This window comes from Paraburkholderia sp. J8-2, assembly GCF_905220195.1.
GTDB lineage: Bacteria > Pseudomonadota > Gammaproteobacteria > Burkholderiales > Burkholderiaceae > Paraburkholderia.
In genome coordinates, this window is the sequence record NZ_CAJMZA010000012.1 from 74912 (window position 1) to 87491 (window position 12580).

Here is a 12580-nt window from a genome sequence, read left to right on the forward strand (position 1 = left end):
CGCGCGCCGATCGACTCACCCGGCAATCAATCGCTCGAACAGATCGGCGTCACCCATCTGTCCACCCTTGAGCATGAGTTCGAGGCCGTCAAGACGGGCCTCATCGGCGTGAAGGCGGCATAGCGCAACGCCCGGCGCGAGCGACGCGCGATACGAAAGCGCCCGCGCCCCGAGCGCACGCACGGCGAAACTCGACGTATCGCCGCCCGCCACACCCACCCGGCGCACCGGTGCACGCCGCAGCACGCCGTCCAGCAATGCGCCGCATGCAAGCGCCAGCGCGTTTCGCCGGCCTTCGGCAGCCGCTTCGACGCGTGTGCGCTCGGTATAGGCCAGGACGTTGCGTCCCTGTGCAAGCGCAGCCCCAATCACATTGATCTGTTCGCGCAGATACGCCTCGCCTTCTCGTTCGCCGATCATGCGTAAGGGCTCGAGGGGCACGCGCAGGTACGAAATCGCCGCTTCGATCTGTGCTTGCGTGCGCGGTGAAAGGCTCCCCGCCAGCACGAAAACGGGTCCTTGCGCGGGCGCCACCGGCTCGCCGTTGCACGGCGCAGCGCCTGGGCGCGCATCGTCCGCCAGCACCCACGCCTGCGCAACACTGCTGGCCCCAACGGCCAGCAAGGGCCGTTGCGCGGCGCAATCTCGCATCAACCGCCCTATCGCGCGTAAATGCGCTTCATCTTGCACGTCGAACAGCAACGCATCGGGCCTCGGCCCCAACGCCTCTTCAACACGCGCCATCAGCACACGCTCGCCTGACGCATAGGCGCGCCAGTCGACCGATACGACATCCTCCAGGCCTTGAGCACGCAAATGTCGACGTAAATCCGCTTCGTGCATCGGCGTGACCGGGTGCCGACTCATGGTTGGATGCCGGTCGATGCGATATACCGGCAGGCGGTCGTCCGCCCCCGTCGCCGCAAACAACTGGCCGAACACGCAGTAACGCTGTAAATCGGGCTGCCCGCCCACCACCATCCGCAACGGGTGCGCGAAATGCGCCCCCAGCGAGCGCACCGCGACGCCAATACTGCCCACCTCCGGCGCGCTGTCGAATGTGGAGCACACCTTGTAGTGCATCACGCGCACGCCTAGCGCGGCAAAGCGCGCGCCCACCGCATCGAGTTCCTGGCGCATGGCCGCCGGCGCCATCGAGCGCGCCGCCCCCGCCACGCCGATCGCATCAAGCGTTCCAGCACGGGCGACACACGAATCATCAGGTATGCGAAGAAATAGCCTCGTGCGCAGGCCCGCCCGTGCGAGATGCGCTAGCGTGTCCGTCGCGCCGGTAAAATCATCGCCATAAAACGCGTAGGCGGGCGCGCTCATCGTCGTGCACCGAAGAACTGCAGCGCGCGCTGCAATGCGGGCCGCTCTCGTGCGTAAGTGTCGACATCGACGCCCGCCTCGATCGCCGCCCAGGCCTCGCGCACGCTCGTCACGCCTGCCGCCGCGCCGTCCGGATGCGCGAGTATGCCGCCACCGCACATGAACAGCAGGTCTGCATTCGGCACCGCGTCGCAGGTCGCGCGCGCGGTGCCCGCCCATTGCCCCGACGAAAACGCGGGCATTACCGCGTCGTCGAACGCGCGCGTGAGCGGCGTCGCGCAGTCGCGGGCCGACTCGACCACCTCCGCATCGCACTGCGCGAATTTTCCGCCGAGTCCGTGCACATGCATATGATCGACGCCCGCGAGCCGCCAAAGTGTTTGATAAGCCTGAAACGATATGCCGAGCGCGGAATCGCGCGACATCATGCCGTAGCCGTTGCGGTGCGCGTGCAGCACGAGCGGCGTGGCCCGGCGCAGCGCCTGGATGGCGGAGAAGCCGCACCAGTTTATGCTCGCCATCACGCACGCGCCCCCTTCGCGCTCCACGAGGTCGGCGTGGCGGCGCATGGCGTCGAGTTCGTCGGTGATATTGAAGGCGATCATCACGTTGCGGCCGGTGCGCTCGCGATAGCGCCTCACTTCGTTCATCACGGCGCGTATGCGCGCTTCGATTGGGGCGTGTGCCGGGTTCGCACATACTTCGTCGTCCTTGATGAAATCGACGCCCGCCTCGCACAGGCCGCGCACGAGCGAGGCGGTCTCCATTGCATCCATGCCGACGTTGGGCTTGATGATGGTGCCGATTACCGGTCCGCGCGTCACGCCGGTCAACTCGCGCGTGCCGCGCACGCCATGGCGCGGCAGTTCGAACCGCGCGCGATAGCCGGCCGGGAGCCTTAGCGAGAGCAGGCGCATGCCGGTCGTTTCGCCGAGATCGTACAAATTGCCCGCTACGGTAGCCGCCAGCGTTGGCAGGTTCGCGCCGATATTCGCAAGAGGAAACGAGAGCGTCACGTGCGCGCGCCGGTACGGTCCGTCCACGCCCTCACGCGCAAGCCATGCGCTCGCGAGGCTCGGTCGCCGCACCGCTTCGATCTCGTCGACTCGCACCACCGTCGCGCGGCTGCGCTCGCGCAGCGCATCGGTTTCGTTGTGCACGCGCACGAACGTGCCGCTCGACTGCTCCCCGGCCATCACGTCGGCCACGCGCGCAGGATCGAGCGGCGTTTCGATCAGGTAGTCGGCTTCGAGACGATCTGCGCCAACGGCTTCGATACCGGCGCTCATAGCGCCGCCAGATCGGGGAACGCGCGCACCGGCTCGCTGCCGTCCCAGCCCGCAGACTGCGCGCGGATGAGATCGAAGAGCTTGCCCTTCGGCCCCGCCACCTCGGAAAGCTCGATCACGGTGCCCGGATGCGTTTGCGTGTCGAAGTAGACGAAGCGCCCGTTGCGCCCCACTTCGCCGCTCATCGCCACCTTGAAGCCCAGACCCTGCAGGCGCTCGAGATCGGCGTCGAAGTTCGTGGTCCAGTAGGCGTTGTGCTGCAGGCCCGTGTGGCCCGCTGCGAGAAAATCGCGGTACATGGAGGGCGCGTCATTGCGCGTCTGGATCAGTTCGACCTGCAACGGCCCTGAGTTCGCGAGCGCCACCGAGTTGTGCACCTCGTAGGCCTCGCCGCGATAGCGGTAATTCTCGATCGGCACGCGTTCGTTGTAGAACCAGGGGCCCACGCCGAGCACGCGGCTCCAGTAGTCCATGGCGGCTTCGATGTCGCGCACGACATAACCGGCCTGCCGAATCTCGCCGAAGAAGCGGCTCATAACACTCTCCACACTGCTGCAAGGATTGAAGGACGAGCGCCACCGAGGCGTTGCGCACTTGCATGCACGACACCTTCGACAACAGCCCGCAACGGTTGGGTTAGAGAAAGCCGGTGGAAATCCAGGGAATGGCGGCGATCAGCACGAGACCCACGAATAGCGCGCACATATAGCCCACAATCGGTTTGATGCCGGCATCGGGATTGACCTTGCTGATGGCGCACGCCGAGTAGTAGCCCACGCCGAACGGCGGCGAAAAGAGCCCGAGCCCCATCGAGAGAATCACGACGATGGCGTAGTGGATCTCGCTCACGCCCGCCGTGCGCGCAATCGGAAACAGCAGCGGCCCGAACAGCACGATGGCCGGAATGCCTTCGAGCACGCTGCCGAGCAGTGCGAACACAAGAATCGAAACCGCAAGGAATCCATACGATCCGCCGGGCATCGCCCCCATCAGTTGCGCGAGATCCTGTGAGAAGCCCGATTGCGTGAGCGCCCAGGCCATCGCTGTCGCACAGCCGATGATGAAGAGGATTGCGCCCGAAAGCGTGGCGGCGTCCACCAGCATGCGGCCGAGCCGCCGCCATTCGAAGCGCCGGTAGACCAAGAGGCCGATCACCATCGTGTACGCGATGCCGATGGTCGACACTTCGGTCGCGGTCGCCACGCCTTCGACCACGGCGGCGCGAATCACGAACGGCAGCGCGAGCGCGGGCGCGGCGATCACGAGCATGCGGCCAATCTCGCGGCGCGAGAAACGCTGCGCGCCGCTCAGGTCCTCCTTGCGATAGCGCCACCACACCACGGTGCACAGGATCACGGCGAGCAACGCCGCGGGCAGCATGCCCGCCGTGAAAAGCGCCGAGATCGACAACCCCGTGACCGAGCCGATCGTGATGAGCACGATGCTCGGCGGAATCGTCTCGCTCTGTGCGCCCGTGGTGGCGAGCAGCGCAACGAGATCGCCCTCGTTTGCGCCGCGCTTTTTCATCTCGGGAAAGAGCACCGGGGCGATGGCGGCCATGTCCGCGACCTTCGAACCGGAAATGCCCGACACCAGATACATCGCGCCGATCAGCACGTACGAGAGGCCGCCATGCAAATGCCCGACCAGCCCCGCGAGAAATTCGATCATCGCTCGCGCCATGCCCGTCATTTCGATCAACAGCCCCAGAAACACGAAGAGCGGCACGGCGAGCAGCACGAGATGCGACATGCCTTCGTCCATGCGGCCGACCATCACTTCCATCGGCGTGAACGTCGTGAGGCTCAGGTAGCCAAAGGTCGCGAGCGCGAACGAAAAGCCGATCGGCACGCCGGAAAAGATGCCGATCGCCACCACGCCCACGAAAAAGATGACGAGGTTGAGCTTGCCGAGCGACTGCAGCCAGGGACCGGCCTGCACCGCCAGCACGCCAATCGCGACGGCGAGCGCCAGCATCGCCAGCACGTCGCGCGCTCGGCCCACCTGCGCAAGCCGAAGCAACCCGACGATCAGCATGAGCGCAGTGCCGATGGGCAGCGCGGCAGCGCGCCAGGCGTCGCTGATCTGCAGTGCCGGGGTCAGGATGGGCACCTCGCCCGAGGCAAAATCGTATGCCGGTTGCAGCAGCAGCGCGAGAAACGCAATCGAGGCGCAAATCGCGAAGGTATCGACGAACGCGCGAGAACGCGGCGACAGACGTCCGACGAACGCCGTCATGCGCATATGCTCGCCGCGTCGCAGCGCGAGCACCGCGCCCAGCATGGCAAGCCACATGAACAGAATGCCGGTGAGTTCGTCAGACCAGACGAAGGGCGCGTGAAAGGCGTAGCGCGAGATCACGCCGGCAAGCAGCACTACGATCTCCACGGCGAGAAGCGCTGCCGCGCACACCTCCACGAGCGTGACGAGCGCGCGGTCGAACACGCGCAGCGCGCGCCGCCATGCGCTCTTCGAAGCGCTCGCACTGGCGGCCTCCATCGCGTCGGCTTCGGCCGGGTGCAATGCCTGATCGGTCATGATGCTGGGTCCTCGCGCCGTTTCGCGGCTCAATCGTTTCACCACCGCACTCTCAGGCGAGCTTGCCCACGGTCTGCTCGAGCAGGTCCCACGCCTGATTGCCGAAGCGGCCCTGCCACTGCGCGTAGAAGCCCGCCTGGCGCAACGCCGTGCGGAACGTCTCGGGCGCGGGCTGGTTGATCGCGAGCCCCTTGCTCTTGAGGTCGGCCACTGCGGCGCCATTGAGCTTCGCCACATCCTGGCGCTGCCTGATCGCCGCCTGGTTGAAAGCGTCGCTCGCCACGCCTTGCAGGTCCTTCGGCAAGCGCTGCCAGGCGCGCGGGTTGAGCACGAACCAGTAGCCGTCCCAGATGTGATTGGTCAGCGAGCAATACTTCTGGACTTCGTACAGTTTGGCGACCTGCACGATGGGCAACGGGTTTTCCTGTGCATCGACGATATGCGTCTGCAGCGACGAATACACTTCGCTGAACTGAAGACTCGTAGGCGCGGCGCCGAGTCCCTTGAACATGTCGATGGAAAGCGGGCTCACTGGCACGCGGATCTTGAGCCCCTTCATGCTCTGCGCGCTCGTGATCGGGCCGCTGCTCGTGGTGGTCTGACGAAAGCCGTTGTCCCACATTTTCTCGAACGATTCGAGGCCGGCGCGGCGCATCGCGTCGCGAGCGAACGCGCCAAGCGAGCCGTCCATCGCCTTCCATACCTGGTCGTAGTCGCTGAACGCGAAGCCAACGGCATTGATCGCCACCGCGGGCGCGAGCGTCGAAACCACCAGCGACGACGGCGTGAACATTTCGATGCCGCCGCTGCGCACCTGCGCGAGCATGTCGGTGTCGCCGCCAAGCTGGTTGTTCGGGAAGATGCGGATCTCCATGCGCCCCTTCGAGGCGTCCTTCACCTGATTCGCCGCTTCCTGCGCGCGAATATTGAGCGGATGTGTGAGCGGCAGGTTATTGCCGTACTTGAAGACGAATTCGGGCGCCGAAGCGGCGCGGACGATGGCGGGAAAGCCGAGTGCGCCGGCCACCGGCGCCGCGGCGGCGGCACGCAGCAACGCGCGCCTCACCTGGTTGGTCATGACGTGTCTCCAAACACTATTGTCGTGTAGATGATGGCCTTGCAAAGTCCATCAAAAACCATCATTCCATCCGCGCTTCGCTTTGCCCTATCATCGTCGTGTGCAGCGGCGCGATAGCTGCAAGACTATGTGGCGCAAGAAACGCTGTCAAACCGCGCAACTGATGGTTTTTGATTGATTTCCGATCGGAACGACGTCATGTCAGAAACGATTTCGCCGCTCGCGGCACGTGCGCGCATACCCGACGTGGCGCGGGCGGCGCGCGTCTCGACCGCCACGGTCGACCGCGTGCTCAACGGCCGCGAGGGCGTGCGCGCCGCTACCGCGCAGCGCGTGCTGCAGGCCGCCGCTCAACTCGGCTACGTGCTCGCGCAGGACGCGCCCGAAGCGCCGTCCGCCCGGCCGCTGCGCATCGCCTTCCTGCTGCCCGCGGGCACGAACCGCTACCTGCGCATGCTCGGCGACTATATCGAATTCGCTCACGAGCAATGGAGCGCGCTCGGCATGAAGTGCCGCGTGCAGTATGTCGAGAGCTTCAACCCGACCGAGCTTGCGCTGCGACTGCTGCAAGCCGGGCAGCGCTCGGACGGCGTGGTATTCATGGCGCTGGAGCATCCCGTGGTGCGCGACGCCGTGAACACGCTTGCCGACCAGGGCGTGCCCGCCATCACCCTCATTTCCGATCTTTCCAACGCACGCCGCCTGGCCTACGTGGGGATCGACAATCGGTCGGCGGGACGCACGGCGGGTTTGCTGCTCGGCCGCTTCATGGGCCCGCGCCCGAGCGGCAAGATCGCGATGATCGCGGGCAGCCTCAACTATCGCGGCCATGAGGAACGGGAGATCGGTTTTCTGCATCTCGTCGAATCGATGTTTCCCCAGGTGAGCGTGATCGGCCTGCGCGAAGGCCAGGACGACAGCGAGCGCAACTACGAGCAAACGCGGCGGCTGCTCGAACAGCACCCCGATCTCGCGGGCATCTACAACAGCGGCGGCGGCTCGGACGGCGTGGGCCGCGCGATCGTCGAGGCGAAGTCCGAGCAAAAGATCCTGTTCATCGGGCACGGCCTCACGCCCGACACGCGCGCACTGCTGATCGACGGCACCATGGACGCGCTCATCACGCAAACGCCGCAGTCGATGGTGGGCAACTGTCTGAAGATCTTTCGCAATGTCGCCGCCAAACGCGACGCGCTCGACGCGGTGAAGCCGATTCAGTTCAGCATCGTGCTGCGCGAGAACCTGCCTTAGCGTCCGTACGCCATTCCAGCCGCACCGGCATGCGGTTCGGCACCATCGCGAACGCCGTGATCTCCTCGATCGTCGCGGGATCGACGGCGAGCCTCACCTTGAAGTGGTTGGTCAGCATGGAGAGCACGAGCCGCATTTCCATGGCGGCGAGATGCCGCCCCGGACACACACGCGGCCCCGCGCCGAACTGCACCCATGCGCGCGGATCGTGCACGCGGGCATCGGCATCGGCACCCGCATGGCCGCGCAGCCATCGGTCGGGATCGAAGCGCCCGGGCTGTGCGTAGTGGCGCGCGTCGAGCATGGGCGGCCGGGTGAGGAAGAACATCTTCGAACCGGCGGGCAGCGCGACGCCGCCCACCTCCACGTTCTCGACGGGCTCGAACGCCATGATCGCGGCCACGGGGCGAAAGCGCAGCGTTTCGCTGCACACGGCTTCGAACAGGTCGAGGTCCTTCACGAGGCCATAGTCCGGACACACATCGTGTGCGCCCAGCACCGCGCGCGCCTCGCCGGCGAGGCGCTGCTGCAGCGGTTCGTCGGCGCCTAGATAGTAGAGCGACCATGCCAGCGCGTTGGCCGTGGTGTCCTCGCCCGCCAGCAAGAGCGTGAGCACGTTGGCGGCGATGATGTCGTCGGTCACGTCGGAGCCTGGCTCCGCGTCTGGCTGATCGCGCAGCGCAAGCATCGCTTCGAGCAGATGGCGCGGCGCACGGTCGATTGAGGACGGCTCGTCGCGCATGCGCTCGCGCGAGCGCGCCATCATGCCGCGTATCGTGCGGTGCACTTCGGCCAGCGCCCGGTCCGTGCGGCGGTCGCGCGGCAAGCGCACGTAGCGCCAGTACGGAAACGGCGCGTTCACGCGATGCATGAGCGTCGGGAAGATCTGCGCGAGATGCTCCTGGATCACGCCGCGCTCCTGTTCGAGCGTGCGCGGGTCCTCGCCGAACGCGAGCGCGCTCGTCACGTCCACCGTGTAGCGCTTGAGGTCGTCGGTCATCTCGACCACGTCGCCTCGTTCGGCCGCGCGCCGCCAACGGTCGTGCAACCGCGCCGTGATGGCTTGCAGTGTGGGATAGAAGGCGCGAATGTGCGGAACGGAAAGCGCCTGCATCACGAGCCGCCGCTGCGGCTGCCACGCCGCGCCCTCGGCCGAGAACACGCCGTTGCAGCCGATTTCGGCAAGCACGGGTTCGAGCGACGCGTAACGCCGGTAGCGGTGTGGACGCTCGCGCATCACGCTCTGGCTCAGCTCCGCGTCGCTCCATACCGTAACGGGCATGCCGCAGATCTGGAAGCGATACGGCGTGCCGAGTTCCTGCGCCCAGTGTTCGAGCACGCGATGGAGCCTCGGCGCATTCAGCTGATGGAGGTTGCCGATGAGCGGCAAGCCGCGCGGGCACGGCAGGTCGCGCACCTGGCGCAGGCGCTGGGCGGTGGATGCGGCGGCGTCCATGTAGCGGCGGTGAGGCGGTGAGACGGCGCTCAGTCGAGCGACATCCCCAGTTCGGCGGCCATGCGTGCCACGAGCGCTTGCAGGCGTGCGACTTCGTCGGCGAGACGCTGCTGCTCGGCGCGCACCGCCTCGAAGTCCGCGAGCGAGACGCTCTCGCCGCCTTCCTCGCGAGCCCCGGGTGCGCTCGCTGCCGCAGCGGCAAAACTTGCCGTATTCACTTCGCCGCACAGCAAATGCATCCAGCGGCTTTCGCGCTCGCCCGGCGCGCGCGGCAGCTTCACCACGAGCGGCGGCTCGCGCTCGGCCAGTTCTTCCAGGAAGCCTTCGACCGACGACACATCGGCGAACCCGTGCAGGCGCGACGAGTTCAGGCGCAATTCCGCCGCCGTCTGCGCGCCGCGCAGCTGCAGGACCGTGAGGAGCGCCACGGCCTGGCTCGGCACGCCGAGCACGCGGTTCAGGTTGTGCTCGAAGCGCGGCACGCGGCTGCTGCTGCCTTCGAACACGAGGCTCAGCAGCTTGAGGTCTTCGATGGCGGCCAGCACGTCGGCTTCGCTCACGTTCATGACCGGCGTGCGCGCGGTCTTCTGGTTGCAGCCGAGCGTGAGCGCGTTGAGCGAAAGCGGATAGGTGTCGGGCACCGTGTGCTGCTTTTCGACCAGCACGCCGACGATACGCGCCTCGATTGGCGAGAGCGCGCGCAAGGTGCGCGGCGAGGAAGCATCGGCAGGAGAATTCATGGGCAGATCAACCACGCTGTGGTTCATGTTGGAATCAGGCGTTCGATCATACGCGCGCGGCGCTTCTTGCAGAAGCCAGGTGTCGCGCGTGTGGAATCAGCCCGCGATCAGCTTCAACCCCGCCGGCAGCGCCTCGCCGAACACCCGGCCCGTGTCCGCCGTGTCGAGCGCGACGACTTCGCGCACCATCGTCACCCACGTGGGCGGCGCGTTCGCCGACTCCATGCGACGCACCACCGTCTCGCGCAGTTCGGGCGGCAGGTCGCGCGAGCGGTCGCCCGTCATGCGCGCGATCTGCGCCGCGGCGAACATCGCCGGTTCGATTTTTTTCCAGTCGAGCGCCAGGATCGCATCGAGCCAAAGCGCGGCGGTTTCCGGCGGCACCACGCCGTGCGCGCTGCCGTAGAACGGCTGGCGCGCGCCGATCCGGCCCACGGCCCACCACGTCTGATGATTCTCCGAGGGCTTCTGCAGCCGCTGCAACAGCCGCTCGCCGATCTCGATCTTGCGCTCGGCCGCGATCTGCTCGAGCGACGCATAGAGCCGGATCATGTCCGCATGGGCCAGCTTCGCGGGGTCGAACGGCAGCTTGTGGCGCTTCGAGCCGGCCGCATCTTCGAGGTATGTCATCGCCTCCAGCACCTCGTGCTGCTGCGCCTCGTTCAGGCCGCCCGCCGCGCGCCGCCAGAGCGTCCACCACTCCGACCACACCTGGCCTTCGTTGACGAACTGGATGCCGTCGTCGAAGAGCGTCCAGAGCTGTTCGACGCGCCATTCGTCGAGCGGATAGCCGAAGCCCGGCCGCAAGCTGAAGCCGGCGAGGTTCAGCCACAGGCGTTCGTGATCGGCGGAGCGCCGGCGCTTGCCCGCGCGCTCCCAGAGCGCGCCGAACAGCTCGCGCAGTAGCGGGCCGTCCCAGTTCTGGCGCGGGCCGAGCCGCTCTTCGAGATGCGCGCGCAGGCGCTTCACTTCCTTCGCGTCGACCTTGACGGAGCGTGCGCCGAACACGCGTTCGATTGCTTCGATGGCGTCGTCGAGGCCCGCGTGGCGTGACTCGCCGTTCGCCGTGCCCGCACCACTCTCGTGCTCCGCGCGGCGCAGCGCGAATTCGAGCAGCCAGCGCTGCGAGGCGTCGTCGGTGGCGATGCAGTGCATTTCCAGCGTGCCGACTTCGGTCAGCGCGGTCGTGAGCTTGACGGGACGCTCGCGCGCCGCCTTCGCATCGCCGCCTGCGGGCACCACCGTCGCGAGCGGCGGCAGACGCACGAAGTCGCCCGCAGCCAGATCGGCCAACTCGCCGGGCTGCCACGCGGTGTCGGCCACCGTCGATGCGAGGTGGAACTGCACCGGCTGGCCGAGCTGCAATGCGAACGTGCGGTCGTCCAGATGCAGTTCGTGGCCTTCTTCCGTGCCGCGCGGGAGCACGCACACGCCGCGCGGTGCGGCATCGGCGCCCGCGCCTTGGTCGAGCACGAGGAAGTAACTGCGCGGCGAGCCGCCGCCAATGCGCAGCGCGTGGCCCGCGCGCGCGAGCGCATAAGCGACCGCGCCGCGCGCGACGGCCACGTCGGGCTGATTGTTCTGCAGTACGTTTAGCGGCTCGCCGCGCCAGGCGCCGAGCGTGTCGGCCAAACGTTGCGCGAGCGCGCGAGCGCGGAACACGCCGCCGTTGAGCAGCAGCGCGTCGGGCATGGGCAGCGCGGGGGTTTCTGCGTTGGCTGCGCCTGACGCGGCGCCCAGTGCCTCGCGCGACTGCGCGGCGAAGCGCTGCAAAAATGCCGCGATATGGCGCGTGATGGCCGGATCGGCGGCGTAGGGCAAGCCGAACTCGACGATCGCCGCGCGCGAGCGGCGCGGCAGGTCGCCGGCAGCGCCCATCGGGAAAAAGCCGTCCACCACGATCTGCGCGACTTCCTCGCGGCCAAGCTGCGTGGTGCGCGCGCCGCCCACGAGACGCGCGCCCGCGCCGAGCAGCGTGATCGGCACCGATTCGGGCGCGCTCGCGTCGAGCAGCTGCTCTTTCGCGACACGGCAGCGCTCCACGAGTTGCGAGAGGCTCGCCGCGCTCAACCGCGTTTGTGCGTTGGCGAGGCGGCTCTCGGCCAGATGCGCGAGCGCGAGGTCCATGTTGTCGCCGCCCAGCATCAGATGATTGCCCACGCCAATGCGCGTGAGCTGCGGCTCGCCGCTCTCGAACTGCACCTTGATGAGCGTGAGGTCGGTCGTGCCGCCGCCCACGTCGCACACCAGCACGAGGCGCGACGCGCCCAGCTGCGCGTCGAGCGTCGCGCGATGGTGATACAGCCAGTCGTAGAACGCGGCTTGCGGCTCTTCTAGCAGACGCAGCGCAGGCAGCCTGGCGAGCCGCGCCGCTTCGAGCGTGAGCGCGCGCGCGCCGTCGTCGAACGACGCGGGCACGGTCAGCACGACGTCCTGATCTTCGAGCGGCGCATGCGGGAAACGATGGTTCCACGCGGCGCGCACATGCGCGAGATAACTCGCGCTCGCGGCAACCGGCGAAACCTTGGCGACGTCGTCGGGCGCGCCCCACGGCAGGATCGGTGCAAGACGGTCCACCGCCGCGTGCGAGAGCCAGCTCTTGGCGCTCGCCACGAGCCGCCCCGGCACCTGCGCGCCGAGCGTGCGCGCGAGGCGGCCGACGACGGCGTCATCGCTTTGCGAAGGCGCGCTCCACGGCAAACGCAAATCGCCAGCCGCAAGTTCGCCCGCCGCCGGGTGATAACGCGCGGAAGGCAACATCTTTTCCGCGCCCACTTCTCCGAGGCCGGTGAGCTGCTCGACGTCGAACACGCGGATCGCGTCGCCGCCGGCCTCCACGTACGCCACGACGGTATTGCTCGTCCCCAGGTCGATGCCGACGACGTATGGCTTCATC

At 67.3% G+C, this 12580-nt stretch carries 9 protein-coding genes; 1 reads left to right on the forward strand and 8 read right to left on the reverse strand.

Annotated elements, in window-relative coordinates:
• Positions 1-15: 15 nt before the first annotated feature.
• The 5 genes from U5A52_RS24385 to U5A52_RS24405 form a co-directional block, all read right to left on the reverse strand.
• Complete coding sequence (locus U5A52_RS24385) at positions 16-1332, reverse strand: four-carbon acid sugar kinase family protein (protein WP_321936543.1); 1317 nt, start codon at positions 1330-1332, stop codon at positions 16-18.
• Positions 1329-2621 carry a ribulose-bisphosphate carboxylase large subunit family protein gene (locus U5A52_RS24390; protein ID WP_321936544.1) on the reverse strand — a complete coding sequence of 431 codons (1293 nt, stop codon included), beginning with the start codon at positions 2619-2621 and terminating at the stop codon, positions 1329-1331. Before U5A52_RS24390 ends, U5A52_RS24385 begins: the two co-directional genes overlap by 4 nt.
• Entirely contained in the window at positions 2618-3157 is a 540-nt protein-coding gene (locus U5A52_RS24395; RefSeq protein ID WP_321910106.1) for a VOC family protein, read from the reverse strand. Before U5A52_RS24395 ends, U5A52_RS24390 begins: the two co-directional genes overlap by 4 nt.
• Before the next feature lie 100 nt (positions 3158-3257).
• Positions 3258-5159, reverse strand: coding sequence for a TRAP transporter large permease subunit (locus tag U5A52_RS24400; protein WP_321936545.1), 1902 nt, complete (start codon positions 5157-5159; stop codon positions 3258-3260).
• Positions 5160-5211: 52 nt separating this feature from the next.
• Entirely contained in the window at positions 5212-6237 is a 1026-nt protein-coding gene (locus U5A52_RS24405) for a TRAP transporter substrate-binding protein (protein WP_321936546.1), read from the reverse strand.
• A 198-nt stretch (positions 6238-6435) separates the two neighbouring features.
• On the opposite strand from U5A52_RS24405, the gene U5A52_RS24410 reads away from it, so the two are divergent.
• Complete coding sequence (locus tag U5A52_RS24410) at positions 6436-7488, forward strand: LacI family DNA-binding transcriptional regulator (RefSeq protein ID WP_321936547.1); 1053 nt, start codon at positions 6436-6438, stop codon at positions 7486-7488.
• Here U5A52_RS24410 and U5A52_RS24415 read toward each other — a convergent pair.
• The 3 genes from U5A52_RS24415 to U5A52_RS24425 form a co-directional block, all read right to left on the reverse strand.
• The gene (locus tag U5A52_RS24415) at positions 7457-8944 is read right to left on the reverse strand and encodes a cytochrome P450 (protein ID WP_321936548.1); all 1488 of its coding nucleotides are present in this window, start codon (positions 8942-8944) and stop codon (positions 7457-7459) included. The genes U5A52_RS24410 and U5A52_RS24415 overlap by 32 nt on opposite strands.
• Before the next feature lie 29 nt (positions 8945-8973).
• Positions 8974-9684, reverse strand: a complete 711-nt coding sequence (locus tag U5A52_RS24420) for a YceH family protein (RefSeq protein WP_321936549.1) — start codon at positions 9682-9684, stop codon at positions 8974-8976.
• Between the two features lie 96 nt (positions 9685-9780).
• Complete coding sequence (locus U5A52_RS24425) at positions 9781-12579, reverse strand: Hsp70 family protein (RefSeq protein WP_321936550.1); 2799 nt, start codon at positions 12577-12579, stop codon at positions 9781-9783.
• Position 12580 lies beyond the last annotated feature (1 nt).

Excerpts from the sequence above, each read along its gene's own strand:
- U5A52_RS24405 (WP_321936546.1), bottom strand. The coding sequence starts at position 6,237 with ATGACCAACCAGGTGAGGCGCGCGTTGCTGCGTGCCGCCGCCGCGGCG.
- U5A52_RS24385 (WP_321936543.1), bottom strand. The coding sequence starts at position 1,332 with ATGAGCGCGCCCGCCTACGCGTTTTATGGCGATGATTTTACCGGCGCG.
- U5A52_RS24425 (WP_321936550.1), bottom strand. The coding sequence starts at position 12,579 with ATGAAGCCATACGTCGTCGGCATCGACCTGGGGACGAGCAATACCGTC.
- U5A52_RS24400 (WP_321936545.1), bottom strand. The coding sequence starts at position 5,159 with ATGACCGATCAGGCATTGCACCCGGCCGAAGCCGACGCGATGGAGGCC.
- U5A52_RS24410 (WP_321936547.1), top strand. The coding sequence starts at position 6,436 with ATGTCAGAAACGATTTCGCCGCTCGCGGCACGTGCGCGCATACCCGAC.
- U5A52_RS24395 (WP_321910106.1), bottom strand. The coding sequence starts at position 3,157 with ATGAGCCGCTTCTTCGGCGAGATTCGGCAGGCCGGTTATGTCGTGCGC.
- U5A52_RS24420 (WP_321936549.1), bottom strand. The coding sequence starts at position 9,684 with ATGAATTCTCCTGCCGATGCTTCCTCGCCGCGCACCTTGCGCGCGCTC.
- U5A52_RS24390 (WP_321936544.1), bottom strand. The coding sequence starts at position 2,621 with ATGAGCGCCGGTATCGAAGCCGTTGGCGCAGATCGTCTCGAAGCCGAC.
- U5A52_RS24415 (WP_321936548.1), bottom strand. The coding sequence starts at position 8,944 with ATGGACGCCGCCGCATCCACCGCCCAGCGCCTGCGCCAGGTGCGCGAC.